This window comes from Burkholderia alba, from assembly GCF_034721475.1.
Classification (GTDB): Bacteria; Pseudomonadota; Gammaproteobacteria; order Burkholderiales; family Burkholderiaceae; genus Burkholderia; species Burkholderia alba.
This window is the reverse complement of record NZ_JAWJWL010000022.1, coordinates 46,907-69,383: the sequence shown is the minus strand read 5'-3', so window position 1 is coordinate 69,383 and position 22,477 is coordinate 46,907. Positions and strand designations below refer to the sequence as shown.

General features: G+C 70.8%; 15 protein-coding genes. 10 read left to right on the top strand and 5 right to left on the bottom strand.

Annotation, left to right across the window (positions count from 1 at the left end; genetic code table 11):
- Nucleotides 1–87: 87 nt before the first annotated feature.
- From RZR99_RS23510 to RZR99_RS23490, 5 genes are all read left to right on the top strand, one after another.
- Complete coding sequence (locus tag RZR99_RS23510) at nucleotides 88–549, top strand: Lrp/AsnC family transcriptional regulator (protein ID WP_323122176.1); 462 nt, start codon at nucleotides 88–90, stop codon at nucleotides 547–549.
- Nucleotides 550–646: 97 nt separating this feature from the next.
- On the top strand, nucleotides 647–1,102 hold the full coding sequence (locus tag RZR99_RS23505) for a GNAT family N-acetyltransferase (RefSeq protein ID WP_323122175.1): 456 nt from the start codon (nucleotides 647–649) through the stop codon (nucleotides 1,100–1,102).
- A gap of 487 nt (nucleotides 1,103–1,589) precedes the next feature.
- Nucleotides 1,590–2,030 carry a hypothetical protein gene (locus tag RZR99_RS23500; protein WP_323122174.1) on the top strand — a complete coding sequence of 147 codons (441 nt, stop codon included), beginning with the start codon at nucleotides 1,590–1,592 and terminating at the stop codon, nucleotides 2,028–2,030.
- A gap of 4 nt (nucleotides 2,031–2,034) precedes the next feature.
- Complete coding sequence (locus RZR99_RS23495) at nucleotides 2,035–3,024, top strand: hypothetical protein (RefSeq protein WP_323122173.1); 990 nt, start codon at nucleotides 2,035–2,037, stop codon at nucleotides 3,022–3,024.
- A 411-nt stretch (nucleotides 3,025–3,435) separates the two neighbouring features.
- Nucleotides 3,436–4,425 carry an alpha/beta hydrolase gene (locus RZR99_RS23490; protein WP_407655491.1) on the top strand — a complete coding sequence of 330 codons (990 nt, stop codon included), beginning with the start codon at nucleotides 3,436–3,438 and terminating at the stop codon, nucleotides 4,423–4,425.
- 131 nt (nucleotides 4,426–4,556) lie between these two features.
- Here RZR99_RS23490 and RZR99_RS23485 read toward each other — a convergent pair whose 3' ends face one another.
- From RZR99_RS23485 to RZR99_RS23475, 3 genes are read right to left on the bottom strand one after another with little or no spacing between them, the layout of a single operon-like run.
- Nucleotides 4,557–5,327 (bottom strand): ABC transporter ATP-binding protein, encoded by a 771-nt coding sequence (locus RZR99_RS23485; RefSeq protein WP_323122238.1) that lies wholly within the window; start codon nucleotides 5,325–5,327, stop codon nucleotides 4,557–4,559.
- A 10-nt stretch (nucleotides 5,328–5,337) separates the two neighbouring features.
- The gene (locus RZR99_RS23480) at nucleotides 5,338–6,960 is read right to left on the bottom strand and encodes an ABC transporter permease (RefSeq protein WP_323122237.1); all 1,623 of its coding nucleotides are present in this window, start codon (nucleotides 6,958–6,960) and stop codon (nucleotides 5,338–5,340) included.
- A gap of 46 nt (nucleotides 6,961–7,006) precedes the next feature.
- Complete coding sequence (locus RZR99_RS23475) at nucleotides 7,007–8,056, bottom strand: Fe(3+) ABC transporter substrate-binding protein (protein ID WP_323122172.1); 1,050 nt, start codon at nucleotides 8,054–8,056, stop codon at nucleotides 7,007–7,009.
- A gap of 269 nt (nucleotides 8,057–8,325) precedes the next feature.
- Between RZR99_RS23475 and RZR99_RS23470 the strand changes: the two genes are divergently transcribed.
- Nucleotides 8,326–8,499, top strand: coding sequence for a hypothetical protein (locus RZR99_RS23470; protein ID WP_323122171.1), 174 nt, complete (start codon nucleotides 8,326–8,328; stop codon nucleotides 8,497–8,499).
- Nucleotides 8,500–8,542: 43 nt separating this feature from the next.
- Here RZR99_RS23470 and RZR99_RS23465 read toward each other — a convergent pair whose 3' ends face one another.
- Both RZR99_RS23465 and RZR99_RS23460 read right to left on the bottom strand, forming a co-directional pair.
- The gene (locus RZR99_RS23465; RefSeq protein ID WP_323122170.1) at nucleotides 8,543–9,907 is read right to left on the bottom strand and encodes an amino acid permease; all 1,365 of its coding nucleotides are present in this window, start codon (nucleotides 9,905–9,907) and stop codon (nucleotides 8,543–8,545) included.
- A 202-nt stretch (nucleotides 9,908–10,109) separates the two neighbouring features.
- Nucleotides 10,110–12,398, bottom strand: a complete 2,289-nt coding sequence (locus RZR99_RS23460; protein ID WP_323122169.1) for an FUSC family protein — start codon at nucleotides 12,396–12,398, stop codon at nucleotides 10,110–10,112.
- 190 nt (nucleotides 12,399–12,588) lie between these two features.
- Here RZR99_RS23460 and recC point away from each other — a divergent pair, with 190 nt between their 5' ends.
- From recC to arfB, 4 genes are read left to right on the top strand one after another with little or no spacing between them, the layout of a single operon-like run.
- On the top strand, nucleotides 12,589–15,921 hold the full coding sequence (recC, locus tag RZR99_RS23455) for an exodeoxyribonuclease V subunit gamma (protein WP_323122168.1): 3,333 nt from the start codon (nucleotides 12,589–12,591) through the stop codon (nucleotides 15,919–15,921).
- A complete protein-coding gene (gene recB, locus RZR99_RS23450; protein ID WP_323122167.1) occupies nucleotides 15,918–19,640 on the top strand; it encodes an exodeoxyribonuclease V subunit beta in 3,723 nt (1,240 codons plus the stop codon). Before recC ends, recB begins: the two co-directional genes overlap by 4 nt.
- Nucleotides 19,637–21,901, top strand: coding sequence for an AAA family ATPase (locus RZR99_RS23445; RefSeq protein WP_323122166.1), 2,265 nt, complete (start codon nucleotides 19,637–19,639; stop codon nucleotides 21,899–21,901). Before recB ends, RZR99_RS23445 begins: the two co-directional genes overlap by 4 nt.
- Nucleotides 21,898–22,302 (top strand): alternative ribosome rescue aminoacyl-tRNA hydrolase ArfB, encoded by a 405-nt coding sequence (gene arfB, locus RZR99_RS23440; RefSeq protein ID WP_323122165.1) that lies wholly within the window; start codon nucleotides 21,898–21,900, stop codon nucleotides 22,300–22,302. Before RZR99_RS23445 ends, arfB begins: the two co-directional genes overlap by 4 nt.
- Nucleotides 22,303–22,477: the final 175 nt, after the last annotated feature.

Genomic DNA, 22,477 nt, shown 5'->3' with positions numbered 1-22,477 from the left:
CCGGTCGACTTGGGGAAACGGATTCCATATTGTTCCCTTATATACTTTCCACGTAGAAAAAAATTCTATTCACACGAGGCTGGGGAAATGGATGCGATCGATCGGAAACTGCTCGAATTGCTTCAGGCGGATGCAACGCTGCCGATCGCGGAGCTGGCGCAACGGGTGAACTTGTCGCAGACGCCATGCTGGAAGCGGATTCAGCGCCTGAAGGAAACCGGGGCGATACGCGCGCAGGTGGCGCTGTGCGATCCGCGCAAACTGGGGGTCGGCACGACCGTGTTCGTTGCGGTGCGCACCAACCAGCACACCGAGGAATGGGCGGCGCGCTTCACGCAGGCCGTGTGCGACATGCCCGAGGTGGTCGAGGTGTACCGGATGAGCGGGGAGACCGATTATCTGCTGCGGGTGGTGGTGTCGGATATCGACGACTACGATCGCGTGTACAAGCGTTTGATCCGCGCGGTGCCGCTGTTCGACGTCAGCTCGTCGTTCGCGATGGAGCAGATCAAGTATTCGACGGCGCTGCCGGTGCGGGATGGGGTGTAGCGTGAGCGCCGGGCATGCGCGCGGCGAGGTTCGTGCCGGGGTTCCCGGTGGGCTTCATGCTTTTCCTGCGGCGTGAGACGGCGGACCCGGCGCGAGCATGGACGACGACACAATCGAACTGATGCCCATACACCCGGACGATGCGGATCGAGCCGAACTGTTCGCATTGTATCGGCTGTCGCTGCGCGAATACATCGAGCAGACGTTCGGCTGGAACGACGCGTGCCAGCGCGAGCGTTTCGGCCGGTCGTATCAGGCGCCGGACTTCCGCTGGATTCACGTCGGGAAGGCAAGGGCCGGGTATCTGGCGCTGAAAGCCGGCGAGCCGGCGTGGCACGTGTCCCTGCTCCTGCTGTACCCGGCGTATCGGCGGCGCGGCATCGGCCGGGCGGCGATGCGGATTCTGATGGCGCGCGCGGCCGAAGCGGGCCGGCCGTTGACGCTGTCGTGTTTCCGATGCAACCGGCCCGCGATGGATTTCTATCGGTCGCTGGCGTTCGGCGTCGAGTCGGAGGACGAGCACTTTGCCGTGCTGCGCGCGCCGATGTCATGACGATGGGCGTTCAGGGGAAGCGCCAGACGACGTGCGGCATGCGACTGTTCGCCTTCGCGCACCACGCCCGGATCGCGTTTGCACCGGGTCGATGTTATCGCCCCGTCGCGGGCGCCGGACCTATCAACGACGGACCTCATTCAACCGCTTGCCCGTGCGGCAGACACGCTGGAATCGGCAGCCCGGCGACTGCCGAGACGCGCACCCGGGCCGCGATCGTCGAACCGGTCAGGGATCGGGCCGGGCGCGTCGTCGGCACAACGAAAGCTTCCCCGTCCGGGCGTGAAAAGACGAACTGAGCCGCGCGATATTCCGATTGATTGTCCTTGCCGGTCGGCTATCGTTAATAGCACGCAGGAGGGCTCGCCCGCCCGGATGCGTCCGGCGCCGCTGCGGCCGGATGAGCGCGGACGGGCGGCTCGCGACCTGGCATCAGTCCCCGCGCGGCGGATGCCGATCCGGCGCGCGGCGAGAGCGGGAGGAGCCGATGGATGCGCTCAGGAATCTCATTCACGCGATCGCGGCCGAACACGTGGAAACCGCGTCGGTCTCCGTCGCCTTGCCGCGCAAGGCCGGCGTGCACCCGGTGTTCGACTGGGTCAGCGGCTACCTGATCGAAAACCCGCAAAGCGTGCTGCAACTCTATCTGTATCACGCGCGTCCGGGCGTGCCGCGGATGTCGGTCTTCGTGACGAGCGAGTCGATCGCGAAGGCGCTCGATTCGGCGGAGTTTTCGGAAACGTTCCGCGTGACGACGGCCGACTTCGGCGGCGCGGGACAAGGCAGCTTGCCGGGGCAGTCTTCGTACCGGCCGCGCAAATTCAAGTGTCCCGTGTGCGGCCGCGAAGTGAACGCGATTCCGATCGACGGGCTGCCCCCGCCGAACTGCATGAACCGCCATCCGCCGCGGCACATGGAAGCGGAGTGACGCGATGAAGTTCGACGCGTTGTTCGAAGCCGGCTTCAAGGAACTGGGCGCGCGCTTTTTCCTGATCGCATTCCTGCCGATCCTGTCGGTGGCGCTCTTGATCGTGAGTCTCGATGCATCGGGCGCGCCCGACGCGCCGCCGTCGTGGGCCCGATTCGTCCGGGCGATGAACGATTTCGACCTGACGAAATGGGTGGGTCTGATCTTCGTCGTGCTGGTGCTCGCGTTCGTCACGATGCCGCTGCAGGATGCGCTGGTGCGGATTGTCGAGGGCTATTGGGGGCGTCTCGCGACCGGCGGGCTCGGACGATGCTGCGTCAGGTATCAACAGGGCAAGCGCGCGAAGCTCGTCGACGCGGTGCAGAACCTGCCCGACAATCCGACCGCCAGCCAGAAACTGTCGACCGATTCGGCGGCCCGCCGGCTGTCCAAATACTATCCGTCCGACGCGGACCGTGTGCTGCCCACGGGCCTGGGCAACGCGCTGCGCGCGGCCGAGGATCTCGCGACCAGCCGGTACGGACTCGATGCGGTGGTGATGTGGCCGAGACTCTATCCGTACATCGACGCCGCGCTGGGCGGGCTGGTCGACAGCGCGCGCAATCAGTTCGACGTGTCGATTCGGCTGGTGCCGACCTTCGTGATCTGCGCGGCGGTGTCGCTGGGGTTTCTGCACGGCCACGGGGTCTGGCTGGCGATGCCGGCGGGCTTCGCGCTGATGGCGATCCTGGGCTACCGGGCCTCGATCGAGGCGGCGGCCGCGTTCGGCGTCGTGATGAACGCGGCGATCGACCTGCACCGGTTCGACATGCTCGAAGGCCTGCATCTGCCGATGCCCGCGGATCTGGATGCCGAGAAAACCAGCAACCGGGCGATCAGCGATTTCCTGCGGCAGGGCATCGCCCACGGGTTGCCTTACGCGCATCCGCCGAAACCCGAGCCGCACGGGGGCGGCGCGGACGCGGGCGGGCAAGCGGGAATAAGCGGGGGATAAGCGGGTCGCCGCGCGTTGGCCGCCGCGCGCCGGGTTCGGCGCGCCGGTTCATACCCCTTGGCGCGTCGCGTATCCGGCTAACGGGCCGCTCCTCGCCGGGTCGACGCGCGATCTGTTCGCGGGACGGGGCTTCGAGCAGGCGCGCACGCTGGCGGAGAGGGTGTGCGAAGGGGCGCACGCCGATCGGCTGGGCGTGTGCCGGCGCCGTCGATGGCCGCGCGTGCGACTCGCATGCGGGGTTCTGGGGGGCGGTCGTCTACTATGTGCGGCAATGCGGGCGGGCGGTATCGGGGGTGACGACGGCTCGCGAGGCGCGGCCCGAGCTGGCCGCGATCGTCGAGCGTAACGTCGCCGGCGCGGCCGACTGACCGGGCGCGTCGGGCGGACATCCAGGTATCGATATCGGAGGCAATGCCCATGACTCTCCTTGCAGCGCTGGCCGTGGCGGCGGCGATCCAGTCCGCAAGCGCACCCGCGCCGGCTGCGATGGAACTTTCCGCGCCCGGCCCGGCGGGCCCGCTGCGCGGCACGCTGCTGACGCCGGCCGACGCGAGCGGGGCGGCCGCGCCGGTGGTGCTGATCGTGCCGGGTTCGGGACCGACGGACCGGAACGGCAATGGTCCGCTCGGCCTGCGCGCGTCGACTTACCGGCTGCTGGCCGAGGGACTGGCGAGCCGGGGTATCGCGACGGTGCGGATCGACAAGCGCGGGATGTTCGGCAGCGCGGCGGCGGTTCCCGATGCCAACGCGGTGACCCTCGACGATTACGCGACGGATGTGCGCTCATGGGTAACGACGATCCGGCAACGAACCGGCGCGGCATGCGTCTGGGTGCTGGGCCACAGCGAGGGCGGTCTGGTTGGTCTGCGGGCCGCGACACGCGACTCCGCCGGGGTGTGCGGGCTGATCCTGGTCGCGACGGCGGGCCGTCCGCTGGGGGCGGTGTTGAGGACGCAACTGCGTGCGAATCCGGCCAATGCGCCGCTGCTGGATAACGCGATGACGGTGCTCGCGGCCCTCGAGGCCGGGCACGCGGTCGCGGCGGCCGACATCGAACCGGCCTTGCTGCCGCTGTTCGCGCCGGCGGTGCAGCGCTTCCTGATGAGCGAGCTGACGGTGGATCCGGCCGCGCTGCTGGCCGGCTACGAAAAGCCGGCGCTGATCGTGCAGGGGCTGCGGGATCTTCAGGTCGAACGGGACGATGCCGAGCGATTGAAGCGCGCGAATCCGCGCGCCGCGCTCGTGCTGATCGGCGACGCCAACCACGTGCTGAAGGCGGTCGACGGTGACGACCGGCAGCAGAATATCGCGACCTACGGGAATCCCGACCTGCCGTTGGCCGCCGGCGTGGTGGACGCGATCGCGCGTTTCGTGCTGCGGGCGCCGGAGATGCCGCGGTAAGCCATCGGCGTGTTTCGCATGCCGACGCGAGAGGCGGGGCCACGTTCACGGCGGAATCGTCGCGGCGGCGCTGTACGACGTACCGGCCGGACCGATGCCGCCGCGACGTGCGGCCCCCTGAGTCTCCCCGTCTACCGTCCCCGCGTCAGCGCCCGCTGCCGTTCCTCGGCGAGCGCCTCGCGCCGCACGAAATCAGCGACGAACGCGTTCGCGGGACGATGGTGCAGGTTGTACGGCGTATCCCATTGCGCGATCGCGCCGTCCTGCATCACGCCGATCCGGTCCGCGATCGCGAAGGCCTCGGCCTGGTTGTGCGTCACGAGTATCGCGGTGTGGCCGGTCGCTTTCAGGATGTCGCGCAGCTCGAACGCGAGCCGTTCGCGGGTGTCGACGTCGAGATTCGAGAACGGCTCGTCGAGCAGCAGCAGATCGGGCGCGGGCGCGAGGGCGCGAGCGAGCGCGACGCGCTGCTGCTGCCCGCCCGACAATTCGTGCGGGTAGGCTTGCGCCGCATCGGCGAGCCCGACGATCTCCAGCATCCGCGCGGTGCGCGCGCGGCGCTCGGCCGCCGGCTGGCGCCGCAGGCCGAATTCGACGTTGCGACGCACGTCCAGATGTGGAAACAGCGCGTAGTCCTGGAACATCATGCCGACCCGGCGCCGTTCCGGCGGCACCTCGCCCGTGCGGGTCGAGACGGCGGCGCCGTCGAGCACGATCTCGCCGCCGCGTACCGGCTCGAAGCCGGCTATCGCGCGCAGCACCGTGCTCTTGCCGCAGCCGGACGCGCCCAGCAGGCAGCCGATGCCGCCGCGTTCGAGCGCGAGGCTCAATCGGTCGACGACCGTGCGCGGGCCGGCCGGCGTGTCGTACGCGAGCGTGACGGCGTTCAGTTCGAGCAGCATGGCCACGGTGTCAGTGTCCCATCTTGAGAGTGGTGCGGGCGAGCAGGATCACGGGCACGAGACCGGCGAGCACGATCGCGAGCGCCGCGACGGCGCCTTCCTCGTAGGTGCCGCGCGCGGCTTCGGCGTAGAGCCAGGTCGCGAGCGTGTCGACGTTGAGCGGGCGCAGCAGCAGCGTGGCGGGCAGCTCCTTCATCGCGTCGACGAACACCAGCAGCGCGCTGGCGGCGAGCGCCGGGCGCAGCAGGGGCAGATGCACGCGCCACAGCGTCATGCCGGCGGTTTCCCCGAGCGTGCGAGACGCCTGTTCGAGCGACGCGGGAATGCGGGCGAGCCCGGCCTCGATGCTGCCGGCGGAAATCGCCAGGAAGCGGATCGTGTACGCGATCACGAGCGCGGCGAGCGAGCCCATCAGCACCAGAGTGTCGCGGCCGAGCAGGCCGGCGAGTGCGCGATCGGCGAACGCGAGCGGCGTCAGCAGTCCGATCGCGAGCACGGTGCCCGGCACCGCATAGCCGAGGCTCGCGATCCGCGCGCAGGCACGGCTGGCCCGATGGCGCGCGCTGTCGCGCTGCGTGCGCGCGGCCCATGCGACGATCAGCCCGCAGGCGAGCGTCGCGACGGTCGCGCCGCCCGCCAGCATCAGCGTATTCGCGAGACTCGCGAGCAGTTGGGCGGACACGCCGCCGATCAGGTGCAGGCGCTTGCCGGTCTCGACCATCAGATACGCGGCGGGCGCGCCGAAGCCGAGCAGCACGGGCAGCCAGCCGACGCACGCGGCCGCGGCGGCGGCCGCGCCGCGCAGACGGCGAGGCGCGATCGGCCGCATCCGGCGCCCGTGCGCGTAGCGCTGCCGGCGGCGGCCGTAGCGTTCGAGCACGATCATGCCGACCACGATCGCGAGCATCGCGAGCGCGATCTGGGCGGCGCCCGCCAGATCGGAGCGGGTGACCCAGGTGGTGTAGACGGACACGGTGAGCGTTTGCACGCCGAGGAATTCGGAGGCGCCGATGTCGTTGAGCGCTTCGAGCAGCGCGAGGCTCACGCCGACCGCGATCGCGGGCCGCGCGAGCGGCAGCACGACGCGCACGAACGTCTCGGCCCGGCCCGCGCCGAGCGTGCGGGCCGCCTCGATCAGGCTCGCGGACTGCGTGACGAACATCGCGCGCGTGCTCAGGTAAACATACGGATACAGCACGAAGCCGAGCACGAAGATCGCGCCGGGCAGCGAGCGCAGGTCGGGCAGCCGGAACTGTCTAGGGCTGTCGAAGCCGAGCATCCCGCGCAGCGCGCCTTGCACGGGGCCGATCGGATGCAGCAGGTCGAGATACGCGAACGCGACGATGTAGGTCGGGACGGCGAGCGGCAGCAGGAGCGCCCACGCGAGCGTGCGCCGGCCGGGAAAATCGTAGGCGGTGACGAGCCACGCGGCGCCGGTGCCGACCAGCGTGACGATCGCGCCGACGCCGGCGAGCAGCAGCAGCGTGTTGGCGAGCGCTTGCGGGAGGACGAAGGCGGCGAGGTGGCGCCAGTGCGCGAGATCGGCGCCGAAGGCTGACCAGGCGAGGCTGGCGAGCGGTGTAAAAACCGCGGCCGCGATCAGGATCGCGGCCGCGAAGCCACCGCGCTTCACGCCGCGAGGGGAGCGCGACGCAAGGCGGTGACGAGGGGAAACGACATCAGTTGTCAAAGCCGACCTTGTCGACCAACTGGCTCGCGAGCTTGCGATGCTTCGCGATCTCGGCGAGCGGCAGCGGGTCGACCTTCAGCGGGCCGAGGCTCGCGATCACCGGATCGAGCGTCACGCCGGCGCGCACCGGGTACTCGTAGTTCGCCTGCGCGTACAGCGCCTGCGCCGACGGCGATACCAGATAGTCGAGCAGCTTCACCGCGTTCGCCTGATTCGGCGCGTGCTTCGCGACCGCCGCGCCGCTGATATTCACATGCGTGCCGCCGCTTTTCTCGTTGGCGAAGGTCGGGCGCACCACCTTGATCGCGTCGCCCCACTTGCGCGCGTCGGTGCCCGGTTCGGCGTTCTTCATGTGGCCGACGTAGTACGCGTTCGCGAGGCCCACGTCGCAGATGCCGCCGAGGATGTCGCGCGCGACGTCGCGGTCGCCGCCCGTCGCCTTGCGCGCGAGGTTCGCCTTCACGCCGCGCAGCCACTTCTCCGTCGCCGCTTCGCCGTCGTGCGCGATCATCGCGGCGACCAGCGCCGTGTTGTACGGATGCTGGCCCGAGCGGATGCACACCTTGCCCTTCCACTTCGGATCGGCAAGCTCTTCGTAGCGGAACGCGTTGACCTTGAGATCCTTTTCGACGTACAGCACACGGTCGCGCAGCGACAGCGCATACCAGTCGCCGTTCGCGCCGCGCAGGTTCGCGGGGATCGCGTCGGTCAGCGCCTTCGACTTCACCGGCTGCGTGAGCCCGCCGTCGACGAGGTCGAGCAGGTTGCCGATGTCGACCGTCATCAGCACGTCCGCCGGGGATTTCGCGCCTTCCGCCTTGACCCGCTCGAGCAGGCCGTCCTTCACGAATACCGTGTTGACCTTGACGCCGCTTTCCTTCGTGAACGCGTCGATCAGCGGCTGGATCAGCTTCGGCTCGCGGGTCGTGTAGAGATTGACCTCGTCGGCGGCGTGCGCGGGAAGCGACAGCGCCGTGACGGCGCCCGCCAGCGCGAGCGTGCGGATCAGCGGGACCAGGGGGATGCGCTTCGGAAACATGAAGACTCCAGACGATGGACGGGGGATGGGCCGGTTCCGGCCCGCCGGAGCCGCGCGTGGCGGCCGGTTCGGCGGACGGCGGAAAATTACAAATTGAAAGAAAGCGGATTGTAATGCGAAATGGGAACGATGACCAACCCGGGCGAGATCCGGTGGCGCCCCGCGCGTCCCGGCGGGAGGGGAAAGCAAAACGGTGGGGCAACGCGGCATTGCGCGGGCTTGCGCGTAGAATGCCGGCTTCGACGACTTTGACGGAGCGAGACCCGACCATGAACGATCAGCGCAAGAAGAATCCGGTATTCGGCGTGTCCATCCTGATCGTCGTCGTGGTGCTGCTCGTGATCGGCACCATCCTGTACAACGCGATTTCGCAAAAGCGCGAGTTCGACGAGGCGCACCCGGCGGAAGCCGCGAGCGCGGCCGCCGCCCGCACGGGCGGCTGAGCGGCGCTACCCGGCGCCGTGCGCGCCGGATAGCCGCCCTGCGTCAACGCGACGCAGGGGCGAGTTTCGGCCGGATCCGCGAGAAGAACACCAGCGCGAGCAGCGCGAGCCACGCGACGCCGACGTAGAGCGCGATGCGGGTGTCCTCGAAGTAGCCGATCATCGCGATCACGAACAGCATGAACAGGATCGTCAGCGCGGGCGCGACCGGCCAGAACGGCACCTTGAACTTCAGCGCGGCCGCCTCGGCCTTCGACAGCCGGCGGCGCATCGCCACCTGCGACAGCAGGATCATCAGCCAGACCCAGACGGTCGCGAACGTCGCGATCGCGGCCACCATCAGGAACACGTCCTTCGGCATCAGGTAGTTGAGCACGACGCCCGCCAGCAGCGCGGCCGCCATCACGAGCACGGTGACCCACGGCACCCCGTGGCGCGAGGTCGCGGCGAGCGCGCGCGGCGCGTGGCCCTGCTGCGCCATCCCGTACATCATCCGGCCCGCGCCGAAGATGTCGCTGTTGATCGCGGAGATGGCCGCGCTGATCACGACCAGGTTCAGGATGCTGGCGGCCGACTGCACGCCGAGCGCGGAGAAGATCTGCACGAACGGGCTGCCGCTCGAGCCGACCCCCGTCCACGGGAAGATCGACATCAGCACGACCATCGTCAGCACGTAGAACAGCAGGATCCGCAGCGGCACCGCGTTGATCGCGCGCGGGATCACCCGTTCGGGGTTCTTCGCCTCGCCCGCGCTCATCCCGATCACCTCGATGCCGCCGTACGCGAAGATCACCACCGACAGCGACGCGACCAGTCCGCCGACGCCGTTCGGCAGGAAGCCGCCGTGCGACCACAGGTTCGCGACCGACGGCGCGGCGTTGCCGCCCAGCTTGACGCCCGCGATCAGGATCGCCGCGCCGCCGCCGATCATCGCGACGATCGCGCCGACCTTGACGATCGACAGCCAGAACTCCAGCTCGCCGAACACCTTCACGTGGCACAGGTTGAGCCCGCAGATGATCGCGACGATCGCGAGCACCCAGATCCATTGCGGCACGTCCGGAAACCAGAAGCCCATGTAGATGCCGAACGCGGTGATGTCGGCGATCGCGACGATCACCATCTCGAGCGTGTAGGTCCAGCCGGTGACGAAACCCGCGAACGGCCCGAGGTTGTCGGTCGCGTACTGGCCGAACGAGCCGGGCACGGGCTCGCGCACCGCCATCTCGCCGAGCGCGCGCATCACCATGTAGACGGCCGCGCCGCCGAGGATGTACGCGAGGATCACCGCGGGGCCCGCGAGCTGGATCGCGGTGGCGGAACCGTAGAACAGCCCGGTCCCGATCGCCGAGCCGAGCGCGAGAAAACGGATGTGCCGCGCGCTCAGGTGGCGCTGCAAGTTCTTCATCGTGTCTCCGATATGTTTGTGTCTTGAGCCGGACGCGTCGGACCGGCAAGGGCGTTCTTGAAGTTGTCTATACAACTTGGCGCGGAACGGATCATATCAATAGCGGCGTCGCGGCAGAAGTCGGGAAATACCTGACTTCTGCCGCGACGCGATATGAGCGTGGGGGGCGGGGCGGGCGAACGCGCGCCGGCGGCGCGCGGCGTCACTGGGGCAGGCGGATGATGCCGGCGTCCTTGCGGATCAGCAGCGACGACGCGAACATCTGCTTGCATTGGTGCGCGAGCATCTTGAGATCGTGAGTGAGTTCGGCGCCGGCCGCGTCCGACTGCTCGGCCGCGACCACCATCGCGTCCAGCTCGCGGGTGAGCTGCTTACCGGCGTCGGGATGATGGGCAGGCGGCGGCACGCCGGCCTCGGCCTGCTCCAGGTTGTCCTGGATCGCGGCCAGGCTGCGCTGCAGCGGGCCGAGGTCGAGCTGCGCGCCTTCCGTGCACGCGTGGCGCAGCAGCGGCGCGGCGGCCGTGATCTGCGCGCCGAGCACGTGGGTCTGCACGAGCAGGTCGTTCAGCTCGGGCACGAACTTCTGGTGTGCCTTCGGTTCGAGCATCATCCGCTGGAACGCCTGGCCGAGATTCGCGAACGCGATGTTCACGTTCTTGCGTGCGAGCCGGTATTGATAGTCGCTGTCGAGCGCGGGCAGCGCCGCCTCGACGGCGGCCGCCACCGCCGGCACGGCCGCCGCGCCGTCGGCTTCCGGCACGGGCGGCGCGCTGTTGCCGCGGCCGACGCGCCAGGCCGATTCGAAGTACTTGCGGGTCGTCGCGATCGTGTCGGTGACCAGCTTGCCCATCGCCCGGTATTCCCAGTAGGGAAACAGGCGGCTCGCCGCGATCGCGATCATGCAGCCGACCACCGTGTCGATCGCGCGCTCGCCGATGATCCGCATGCTGCCCGGCGCGAGCAGGTGGAACATCAGCAGCACGTAGGCCGACGTGAACACGACGCTCGCCGTGTAGTTGAACAGCAGCAGGCTGTAGCTCATCACCATCGAGCCGAACATGATCGCGATCAGCAGGTGCGGCTCCTTCAGCGTGTAGATCAGCGCGATGCTCGCCGCGCAGCCGATCAGCGTGCCGACGATCCGCTGCGCGTTGCGCTGCTTGGTCAGCGAATAGCCGGGCTTCAGGATGATGATGGTCGTCATCACGATCCAGTACGCGTTCGTGAGCGGCAGCAGGCGGCCGAGCCAGAAGCCGACCGCCACCGCGACCGTGACGCGCAGCGCGTGACGGAAGCTCGGCGAGCGCAGGTTGAGGTTCGAGAACACCAGCAGCGGCGACATCCGGCGTTTCTGCAGGAACCGGGTGAGCGTCTTGTCGATCTTCAGCTCGGTCTTCTGGCCGTCGGTGCTTTCGGACAGGTTGCGGCGCATCTTGTCGATCAGGCGCGTCGCGCTCCAGATCCGGCGGAACGTCGCGAGCACGGCCGCATAGGCTTCCGCGTTGGTCGCCGCGAAGCTCTTCTTGCGCATCAGCTCGATTTCATACTCGATCGCGCGCAGCTCGGCCTTCACGCTGATCCGCGAATGCGGCCGGCGATTTTCCAGCACCGCGAGGCCGATCTCTTCGAGGTCGGACGCCGCCTTGCGGATCAGGTCGCGGTAGAAGATCATCAGGTCCGAGCCGCCGAACGTGCTGCGCACGAGCGGGTAGTCGGTGTGCGCGCCGACGAACAGCTCGTGCAGGTCGACGCTGTTGATGAACAGGTTGAACATCATCGTGCGGCTCGGATCGAGCTTGCCTTGGCGCAGCTTCGGCAGGTTGCGCAGCACGATGTCGCGCGCGGTTTCCTGGGTCTCGACCGCGGTGATCTGCTTCGCGACGAGGTTGCGGTAGCACTCGTCGAGATCGGCGTCGAGATCGTAGAAATCGGCGCGCGCGAGCAGGTAGGCCGCGCAGGCGAACAGGCTCTCGGCGAGCGCCTGCTGCTCGATCCGGTGCGCCTGCCAGCGCGACACGAGGGTGGCCCAGTAGGTGTACCAGAGGCCGCCCGCGAGAATCCACGCCGCATTGACGAGCGCCTCCATGGGCGTGAACTGCCCCTCCAGCGTCATCACCATCATGAACAGCGTCGCGAAGCTGATCTGCGGCCAGCGATTGCCGTAGACGACGATCAGCGACAGCACGAAGGTGAGTGGCACGATCGTCAGCCACAGCGCGAAGATGTTCGGCGTGGCGAGCCCGGTGGCGAGCGCGGCGAAGAAGCCGATCACGCTGCACGCCAGCATTTCGTTGTGCTTGTACTTGAGCGGGCCGGGCATGTCGACGACGCACGCGCCGAGCGCGCCCGTCGCGATCGTGAAGCCGAGATCCCGGTTGTTGAAGACGATCAGGCAGAGCACGGCCGGCAGCGAAACCCCGACCGCGATGCGCAGACCGCCGAAGAAATACTGGCTGTAGAAAAACTTCCTGAGTTCGACGGAGTAGCGCATCGATTGGCGAATAGGCTGACGAAGAGGCGCCGAGGCGTTCGAATTGGCGACGAGTCTATCGTATTTCCGCGCGCTTTCGCTGCAAATGGGCCCGGTTCCGGCCGATCCGGTTCTCCCGCGCCGAACCCTTTGCTATGCTTGGCGCTTCGATGCGCCGGGCGTGCCCGCGCGAGCCTTTCGCCCAGGTTTCATGCTCCATCTTTTCTATTCGAACCGTCACGAGACGCTGGCCGCCGCGCTGCTCGAGGATCTTGCCGCGCTGCCCGCCCGTGCCGGGCCCTGGGCCGCGCAGCAGGTGATCGTGCCGAGCGCCGCGCTGCGCCGCCGGCTCGAACTCGATATCGCGGAGCGCCACGGCGTCTGCGCGAACGTGCAGTTCACCTATCTCGCCCAGTGGCTGTGGGCGCAGATCGGCGAGGTGCTGACCGTGCCGCCGCGTTCGCCGTACGCGCCCGACCGGCTGGTCTGGCGCTGCTACCGGCTGCTGTCGGAGGCGGGCGATGCGGCGCCGTGGCGCGCGTCGCCGCGCCTGTCGGCCTATCTGGCCGCCGCCGACGCGCCGATGCGCCATGAGCTGGCGCACCGGATCGCGGCGGTTTTCGATCACTACCTGACCTATCGCCCCGAGTGGCTTGCGCAATGGCAGGACGGCGGCTCGATCTTCGAGCGGGAGGGGCCGCCCCGGCAGGGCGCCGACGCCGCGCGCGACGACGAGCGCTGGCAGGCCGCGCTGTGGCGCGCGCTGCTCGCGGAATTGAGCGACAGCGGCACGCCGCCGGCGCACCGCTTCCTGAGCGAGGCCGGCACGCTCGACGCCGACGCGATCGGGCGCGCGAGGTGGCCCGACGTCGTCAGCGTGTTCGCGCTGCCCACCATGCCGCCGCTGCACGTCGCGCTGCTGCGCGAGCTGTCGCGCTGGATCGACGTGCGGATCTACGCGCTCAATCCGTGCCGCGAATTCTGGTTCGACATCGTCACCGCCGCGCGCGCCGAATCGCTCGACGCGGCGGACCAGCTCGACTATCAGGAGGTCGGCCATCCGTTGCTGGCCGAATGGGGGCGGCAGACGCAGGCGCAGCTGCACATGCTGCACGAGCTGACGGAAAACGCGGCGGCGGGCGACGCCGCGCTGTATACGGAGAATCCGGCGCCGAGCTGGCTTGCGCGGATCCAGAACGCGATCCTCGCGCTGCAGCCGGAAGCGGAGCTGGGCGATCCGCCCGCCGAGCCCGGCATCGAGGTGCACGTGTGCCACAGCCTCGCGCGCCAGCTCGAGGTGCTGCACGACCGGCTGCTCGCGTGGTTCGACGAGGACCCGAGTCTCGGACCGTCCGACGTGCTCGTCGCCGTGTCGGACCTGGCGGCCGCGGGGCCGCTGATCGACGCGGTGTTCGGTACGTCCGCGCCGCTCGATGCGCGCCGCATCCCGTACCGGATCACCGGCCTGCCGCCGTCGCAGGCGAACCCGGTCGCGCGCGTGCTGCTCGACTGGCTCGCGCTGCCCGAGCGCAACGTCGGCGCGCCGGAGCTGATCGAATGGCTGCGGGTCGACGCGGTGGCCGCGCGCTACGGCATCGACGCGGCCGCGCTGGAGACCGTGCAGACCTGGCTGGCCGCCGCCGGCGCGCGGCGCGGGCTGGCCGCCGAGCCGTCCGGCGACGACGCGGTGCCCGTGCCGCGTCACACCTTCGCCGACGCGTTGACGCGGCTCTTTCTCGGCTATGCGATGCCCGACGGCGCGGCGCCCGTCGATGCGTGGCTGCCCGTCGAAGGCGCGCAGGGCAGCCAGGCCGAGCTGCTCGGCCGTCTCGCGCGCTTCACCGACGATCTCGACGGCTTCGCGCGGCGTCTGGCCGACAGCCTGACGCCGCAAGGCTGGAGCGACCTGTTCGCCGATGCGCTCGCGCGCTTCTTCGATTCGGGGCCGGTGTTCGCCGATGCGCTGGCGGGCGTGCGCGACGTGCTCGACGCGATGCTGGCGTCGATGGAGGAGGGCGCGGGCGGGCTGCCGATGCCGGCCGCCGTCGTGCGCGCCGGGTTCGCCGCCGCGCTCGACGATCCGGCGCGCGGCGGGGTGCCGTGGGGCGGCGTGACGTTCTCATCGCTGACGAGCTTGCGCGGACTGCCGTATCGCGTCGTCTGCCTGCTCGGGATGGACGACGGCGTACTGCCGAGCCTCGCGCGTGCCGACGAATTCGACTTGATGGCGGTGTTCGCGAAACTCGGCGACCGGCAGCGCCGCGACGACGAGCGCAACCTGTTCCTCGACCTGCTGCTCGCCGCGCGCGACCGGCTGCTGATCGCCTACACGGGGCGCAGCATCCGCGACAACGCGCCGCTGCCGCCGGCCGCGCTGGTCGACGAACTGCTCGACTATCTGGCGCAGATCTCCGCCGGCGCCGACGCGTCGCCCGCCGACGTCGACGCCGCGCGGCGCGGATTCGTCACCGAGCACCCGCTGCAGCCGTTCTCGGCCGACTACTTCTCGGCGGAGCGCGGCTTGTTCAGCTACGACACCGATCGCGCGGCGTTGGCCGCGCTGCTCGCGCGCGGCACCGCGCCGGCCGCGCGGCCGTTCTTCGCCGCGCCGCTGCCGCCCGAGCCGGCGGAGCCCGTGGCGTTCACCGATTTCGAGCGCTTCTGGCGCCATCCGGCGCGCGCGCTGCTGCGCGAGCGGCTGGGCATCGTGCTGGCCGACGTGCAGGCCGAGCTGCTCGATACCGAGCCGTTCGCGCTCGATTACGCGGGCAGCGACGCGCTCGCGGAACGCGTGCTGCCGCTGCTGATCGAGACGGCCGACGCGGCCGCGTTCGATCATGCGTTGCGGGTCGCCGACGCGAGCCCGGAGCTGCCCGGCGGCGCGACGGGCGCGGTATGGCGCGACCAGGAACTCGGCGCGCTCGCCCGACTGGCGGGCAACGTGCGCGGCGCGCTGGCCGACGGCGCGACGCGCGTGCCGTTCGGGCTCGACATCGCGCCGCGCTGGCCCGAGGGCGACGCCGCCTGGTTCGGCGCGCACGACGCCGAGCTGGCGCGCGACGCCGCGCACGCGCCGCTGCATCTGCACGGCACGCTGAACCGGCTGACCGCGGCCGGCCAGGTGATCTACCGCTATGCGCGGCCCGGCGCGCGCGACTACCTGTCCGCGTGGCTCGCGCATCTGGTCTATTGCGCGGTGTTGCCCGACGGGCCGCGCCGCACGCTGTGGTTCGGCAGCGGCGACACGTTCGAATTCGCGCCGGTGGCGGCGCCCGTCGAGCAGCTTGCGCCGCTCGCCGCGCTGTTCCGCGCGGGGCGGCGGATGCCGCTGCGCTTCTTCCCGAAAAGCGCGTGGGCGCTGGTGTCGGAAAGCGAGGCGAAGGCTGCGAGCGTGTGGATCAACGACCGCGTCGCGAGCGAGGCGGACGACGCGGCGCTGGCGATCGCGTGGCGCGGCGCGAATCCGTCGCTTGACGAACCGTTCGGCGCGCTTGCGCACCTCGTCTTCGATCCGCTCGTCGAACACCTGCGGAGGGCGTCGTGAGCCGCGCGGCACCGGCGGCCGCCGCGGGCGAACTGGACGTGTTCGCGTGCGCGCTCGACGGCGTGAACCAGATCGAAGCGTCGGCGGGCACCGGCAAGACCTGGAACATCTGCGCGCTCTACGTGCGCCTGCTGCTCGAGAAGGATTTCAGCGCCGACCAGATCCTGGTGGTCACGTTCACGAAAGCCGCGACCGCCGAGCTGCACGAGCGGATTCGCGGCCGGCTCGCGCAGCTCGCGCACGCGCTCGAGACGGGCGAGGACGGCGGCGATCCGTTCGTCGGCCAGCTGTTCGACACGACGCTGTCGCCCGAGCGAGGCCTCGACGCCGACACCGCCGCGAAGCGCGTGCGGCGCGCGTTGCGCGCATTCGACCAGGCGGCGATCCACACGATTCACGCGTTCTGCCAGCGGGCGCTGCAGGAAGCGCCGTTCGCGGCGGCGATGCCGTTCGCGTTCGAGATGGAAGCCGACGACGCGGCGCTGCGTTTCGAATTGGCCGCCGATTTCTGGCGCACCCGTGTCGAGCCGGTGGCGGCCGCGCATCCCGGTTTCGCCGCGTGGCTGGTCGAACGCGGCGCGGGGCCGGCCGCACTTGACGCGCAATTGGCGCGGCGGCTGAAGAAGCCGCTCGCGGTGCTGCGCTGGGACGGCCTGCAGCCGTCCGACGGAGAGGCCGAAACGGCCGCGCACGCGCATTTCGATACGGCGATGGCGCTGTGGCGCGCGCAGCGCGGCGAGATCGACGCGCTGCTCGGCGCCGCGCAGCCGTCGCTGAACCAGCGCTCGCACAAGCCCGAAGCGATCGCAGAGGCGCTGGACGCGTGGGCCGGCTATTTCTCGCGCGCCGATGCGGTGGCGAGCCTGCCGCGTCCGGCGCTCAAGCTCACGCAGGCGGCGCTCGAGAAAGCGACGAAGAAAGGCGGCGCGACCCCGCGCCATGCGTTCTTCGATCTCGCCGGCGCGCTGGAGGCGGCGGTGGCGGCGGCCGAAGCCGCGCAGCGCGCGCGCTGGCTCGGGCTGCTCGCGCAGTGGCTGGACGTCGCGCCCGCCGCGCTCGCCGAGAGGAAGCGCACCCGCCGGGTCGTTTCGTTCGACGATCTGCTGGCCAACCTGTACCGCGCGCTGCACACCCATCCGTGGCTCGCCGAGACGCTGCGCGCGCGCTATCCGGCGGCGCTGATCGACGAATTCCAGGACACCGACCCGCTGCAGTTCGCGATCTTCGACCGGATCTTCGCGCCCGCCGGGCCGCTGTTCCTGGTCGGCGATCCGAAGCAGGCGATCTACAGTTTCCGCGCGGCCGATCTGCATACCTACCTCGCGGCGCGCGACAAGGCGTCGGCGCGCTACACGCTGGCCGTCAACCAGCGCTCGACGCCGCCGCTCGTCGAGGCGTGCAACCGGGTATTCGGCGCGAATCCCCGCGCGTTCGTGCTCGACGGCCTCGACTATCAGCCGGTGCGGGCGGGCACGCGCGCACGGCCGCCGCTCCGCGACGCGACCGATCCGCAGCAAGGCGCGGGCGATTTTCGCGTGTGGATGCTGCCGGCGGGCGACCTCGCGCTGACCAAGCGCGACGCGCAATGGCAGGCCGCGCAGGCGTGCGCGGCGGAAATCGCGCGCCTGATGCGCGGCGCGCGCGAGGGGGCGGTGCGGCTCGGCGACATGCCGCTGTCGCCCGGCGACATCGCGGTGCTCGTGCAGACCCACCGGCAGGGCAGCGTCGTGAAGCGCGTGCTGGCCGCATGGGGGATCGGCAGCGTGGAACTCGCGCAGGCGTCGGTGTTCGCGACCGCCGACGCGGAGCAGCTCGAGCGCGTGCTGGCCGCGATCGATGCGCCCGGCGATCTGCGCCGGCTGCGCTCGGCGCTGGCCGCCGACTGGTTCGGCCTCGACGCGGCCGCGCTGTGGCGGCTCGAACAGGGCGAGGACGTCGCGCACGATGCGCGCGGCGGCACGCCGTCGGTCGAGGCCGCGGCCGATGCGATGGGCTGGGTCGAGCGCTTCTCGCGCTACCGGCTGCTGTGGCGCGAGCGCGGTTTCGCCGTGATGTGGCGCACCTTCGCGCGCGAGCTGCGGATCGCGGAGCGTCTGATGGCCGGCCAGGACGGCGAGCGGCGCGTGACCGACGTCAATCATCTCGCGGAACTGACCCAGGCGCGCGCGTCGGCGCAGCCGGGCATCGCGCCGACGCTGCGCTGGCTCGCCGCGCAGCGCAACGAAGGCGGCGGCGAGGATGCGCAGCTGCGGCTCGAATCGGATCGCAACCTGGTGCAGATCGTCACCGTGCACAAATCGAAGGGGCTCGAATACGCGATCGTGTTCTGCCCGTTCCTGAACGACGGCGCGCTGCGCGAGCCGCCCGCGTCCGGGCTGCCCGATGCGCGCGAATATCACGACGACGCGGGCGACGCCGTGCTGCACTACGGTTGCGACGACGAGGCCGCCGAACGCGCGGCCCGGCACGCGATGCGCGAGCAGGCGGCGGAGCGCGCGCGGCTCGTCTATGTCGCGCTGACGCGGGCCGTGTACCGCTGCTATCTGGTGGCGGGCACGTATCTGTCGTCGCGCTCGACCCGGGAGTCCCGGCGCAGCGTGCTGAACTGGCTGGTCGCGGGCGCCGGGCACGGCTTCGACGACTGGCTGAAGGAGCCGCCCGACGAAGCGGCGCTGGCCGACCGCTGGCGGGCGCTCTCGAACGGGCCGGTGACGCTCGGCGCGCTGCCCGTGCCCGCGCGGCGCGACCCGCTCGAAGTCGGCCACGATGCCGACCGCCTGCGTGGCGCACGGCGCGCGGCGCGCGGCTTGCGCGATGCGTGGCGGATCGCCAGCTTCAGTTCGCTGACGGCGGCGCTGGCGCGCGATGAAGCGGGCGTCGCGCCGCTGCCCGACGAGGCGCTGCGCCCCGATCACGATGCGCTGGCCGCCGCGGGCGCGGGCAGCGCGCCGCCGCCGGCCGCCCCGGTGCCGGTGCTCGCGGACGACGACATCCTCGCGTTTCCGCGCGGCGCGGCGGCAGGCGAATGCCTGCACCGGCTGTTCGAACTGAGCGACTTCGCCGCGCCGGCGACCTGGCCCGCGGCCGCGCTGCGCGCGCTGCACGAGCGGCCGGTCGAGACGCCGCTCGAACTGGCCGAACGCCTGCCCGCGATGATGACCACGCTCGTCGCGGACGTCGTCGCGACCGAACTGGTGCCCGGGATGCGGCTGGCGGCGCTCGACCCGGCGCGGCGGCTGAACGAAATGGAGTTCCTGTTTCCCGCGCCCGCGCTCGATTTCAATGCGTTGCGCCGCCTGCTCGCGGCGCACGGCTACCCGGATGTCGCCCTCGAGGCGGGAACGCTCGCCGGATTCGTGAAGGGATTCATCGACATGATCGTCGAACACGACGGCCGCTTCTGGATCGTCGACTGGAAGTCCAATCATCTCGGCGCGAGCGCTGACGCCTACGGACCGCGCGCGCTCGACGCCGCGATGACGGAGCATGCGTACCACCTGCAGGCGCTGCTCTATACGCTGGCGCTGCATCGCTATCTGCGGGTGCGCGTGCCGGGCTACGACTACGACACGCATATGGCCGGCTATCTGTATCTGTTCATTCGCGGCGTGCGGCCGGACTGGCGCAGCGGCGGGCTGCCCGCCGGCGTGCATGCGAAGCGGCCGGCGCGCGAGCTGGTCGACGCGCTCGATGCGCTGATGCGCGAGGAGGCGGCATGAGCGCGGCGCACGAACCGTTCGCGTTTACGGGCGGGCTGGCCGCGCGGCTGCCCGAGCCGGCCGATTTCGGTCTCGCGCTCGCCGAGGGTTTCGCGCGGCGGATCGGCTCGCTGTCGCGGCGGGTGGGCGCGCCGCCCGCCGCCGCGCGCTGGGCGGCGCGTGCCGCGTTCGCGGCGAGCCGGGCGACGGCGGCGGGGCACGTGTGCGTGTCGCTCGGCGCGCTCGCGCAGCGCTACGACGAACCGCTCGCCGAAGTCCGGCAGGCGCTGGCCGACAGCGGCGTGACGGGGTTCGACCGGAATACGCGCGGCGCCGAGCGGCCGCTGGTCGTCGACCGCGACGACCGCCTGTACCTCGCGCGCTATTTCGATTACGAAGCGCGCCTGGCGCGCGCGCTGGTCGAACAGACGCGGGCCGGCGTCCGGGCCGGCGACGTCTCGCCCGACGTGCTGCGCGAACGGCTCGCGCGCTACTTCGGGCCGGCGCCGGCGGGCGAGGTCGACTGGCAGCGGGTGGCCGCGATCGCGGCGCTGACGGGCCGCGTGACGATCGTCAGCGGCGGTCCGGGTACCGGCAAGACGACGACGGTGGTCGGCGTGATCGCGTGTCTGCTCGACACCGATCCCGGCTTGCGGATCGCGCTCGCCGCGCCGACCGGCAAGGCCGCGCAGCGGATGCAGGAGGCGCTGCACGCGCGCGCCGGCGATCTGCCGCCCGAGCTGGCCGCGCGACTGCCGCGCACGTCCTACACGCTGCACCGGCTGCTGGGCGGCGGCTCGGGCGGACGCTTCCGGCATCACCGCGACAATCCGCTGCCCTGCGATCTGGTGGTGGTCGACGAAGCGTCGATGATCGACGTCGCGCTCGCCGCGCACCTGCTCGACGCGCTCGCGCCGGGCGCGCGCCTCGTGCTGCTGGGCGACAAGGATCAGCTCGCGGCGGTCGAGGCCGGAGCGGTGTTCGCGGAACTGAGCGCGCGTCCGGTATTCAGCCCGGCGGGGCGCGCGACCGTCGCGGCGGCGCTCGGGATCGAGGTCGCGGCTTTCGTGGCGGCGCTGCCGGCGGAAGCGGGCCGCTCGCCCGTTCCGGCGCCGATCCTGCCGGCGTCGTCTCCGTCGCCATCGCCGTCCCCGCGCGGCCGCCGCGCGGCGCGCGGCAACGACGCGCAGGGCTCGCTGTTCGACTTCGACGACACGGCCGACGCGGAGCGCGACGATGCGCGTATCGCCCCGCCATCGCCGCCGCCCGATCTCGAGACGCTGGCCGAAGCCTGGATCGACGCGGGCGAGCTGGACTGGCTGGACGATGCGCGCTTCGCGGCGAGCGATGCGGCGCTCGCGGGGGCGCTGGCTTCGGCGCGGGAGGCCGGCGCGGCGAACCGGGCCGTGCCGACGGGGAGCGGCGGCGATGCGCTCGCGCCGCTGACCGACTGCGTGGTCTGGCTCGAACGCAACTACCGCTTCGGACTCGATTCGCCGATCGGCCGCCTGTCGCTCGCGATCCGCGCGGGCGCCGCGAGCGACGCGCTCGATGCGCTGTCGACCGACGCCGACGCCGCGGCCCGTTTTCAGGACGACGGCGGCGATGCGTTGTCGGCCGCGACGCTCGACGGCCTCGCGCGCGGCTTTGCCGCCTACGGCGATGCGCTGCGCGAGGCGCTCGCCGCGCCGGCGCCCGACCCGCTGCCGCTGTTCGACGCGCTGAACCGTTTCCGGATCCTGTGCGCGACCCGTGCCGGCGCGCGCGGCGCGGATCAGGTCAATACGCTCGTCGCGGCTCAGGTGCGCCGCGCGGTGCGCGTGCCGCTCGCGGTCGGCGCGCACTGGTTCGCCGGCCGGCCGGTGATGGTGACCCGCAACGACTATGCGCTCGGCCTGTTCAACGGCGACATCGGCATCGCGCTGCCCGATGCGAACGGCGCGCTGCGCGTGTGGTTCCGCGGCGCGGACGGGCAGGCGCGCGCGGTGTCGCCCGCCGCGCTGCCGCCGCACGACACCGCATTCGCGTTGACGGTGCACAAGTCGCAGGGCTCGGAGTTCGACGAGGCGGCGTTGATTCTGCCGGCGTCGTTCAGCCGCGTGCTGTCGCGCGAGCTGATCTACACGGCCGTGACGCGCGCGCGTTCGCGCGTGCAGGTGATCGGACCGCGCGCCGTGCTCGCCCAGGCGATCGCGACGCGCACCCAGCGCGATTCCGGGCTGGCCGCGCGGATCGCCGAAGCGCTGCGCGAGCCGGCCGAGACGGTGGAGCGTGCCGAATGATGATTCGCTATACGCTCGTGCCCGAGGACGTCGAACTGTCGGCGGTGCGCGCGCAGGGCGCGGGCGGGCAGAACGTGAACAAGGTGTCGAGCGCGATTCATCTGCGTTTCGACATCCGCGCATCGTCGCTGCCCGAGGTGCTGAAGGCGCGCCTGCTCGAGCTGTCCGACCAGCGGATCACGCGCGACGGCGTGGTGGTGCTGAAGTCCCAGGAGCATCGGACCCAGGAGAAGAACCGGGAGGCCGCGCTGGCGCGGCTCGACGCGCTGATCCGCAGCGTCAGCGTGACGCCGCGCAAGCGCGTGGCGACCCGGCCGACGCGCGCGTCGAAGGAGCGCCGCCTCGATGCGAAGAGCCGGCGGGGGACGGTGAAGGCGGGGCGCGGGAAGATTGTCGAGTAATGTGAAGGGCGCGGCGTCGCCGATGCACGCGCGCGGATGCGCGCGCCGCCGCCGGTTTCATCCGGCCCGGGCCGGGCGGGGCGTCCACACGGCCCGGGGCGCACGACGCGCTGACGGGACACCCGTCACGCGACGGCGGGCGCGATGCTTGAGCGGCCTCGTTCGGCGGGTTTCG

Bases quoted from the DNA above. Each gene is read 5' to 3' on its own strand.
- RZR99_RS23475 (WP_323122172.1), bottom strand. From the start codon at position 8,056: ATGTTTCCGAAGCGCATCCCCCTGGTCCCGCTGATCCGCACGCTCGCG.
- RZR99_RS23470 (WP_323122171.1), top strand. From the start codon at position 8,326: ATGAACGATCAGCGCAAGAAGAATCCGGTATTCGGCGTGTCCATCCTG.
- RZR99_RS23460 (WP_323122169.1), bottom strand. From the start codon at position 12,398: ATGCGCTACTCCGTCGAACTCAGGAAGTTTTTCTACAGCCAGTATTTC.
- RZR99_RS23485 (WP_323122238.1), bottom strand. From the start codon at position 5,327: ATGCTGCTCGAACTGAACGCCGTCACGCTCGCGTACGACACGCCGGCC.
- RZR99_RS23445 (WP_323122166.1), top strand. From the start codon at position 19,637: ATGAGCGCGGCGCACGAACCGTTCGCGTTTACGGGCGGGCTGGCCGCG.
- arfB (WP_323122165.1), top strand. From the start codon at position 21,898: ATGATGATTCGCTATACGCTCGTGCCCGAGGACGTCGAACTGTCGGCG.
- RZR99_RS23490 (WP_407655491.1), top strand. From the start codon at position 3,436: ATGCCCATGACTCTCCTTGCAGCGCTGGCCGTGGCGGCGGCGATCCAG.
- RZR99_RS23465 (WP_323122170.1), bottom strand. From the start codon at position 9,907: ATGAAGAACTTGCAGCGCCACCTGAGCGCGCGGCACATCCGTTTTCTC.
- recC (WP_323122168.1), top strand. From the start codon at position 12,589: ATGCTCCATCTTTTCTATTCGAACCGTCACGAGACGCTGGCCGCCGCG.
- RZR99_RS23495 (WP_323122173.1), top strand. From the start codon at position 2,035: ATGAAGTTCGACGCGTTGTTCGAAGCCGGCTTCAAGGAACTGGGCGCG.
- RZR99_RS23505 (WP_323122175.1), top strand. From the start codon at position 647: ATGGACGACGACACAATCGAACTGATGCCCATACACCCGGACGATGCG.
- RZR99_RS23510 (WP_323122176.1), top strand. From the start codon at position 88: ATGGATGCGATCGATCGGAAACTGCTCGAATTGCTTCAGGCGGATGCA.
- RZR99_RS23500 (WP_323122174.1), top strand. From the start codon at position 1,590: ATGGATGCGCTCAGGAATCTCATTCACGCGATCGCGGCCGAACACGTG.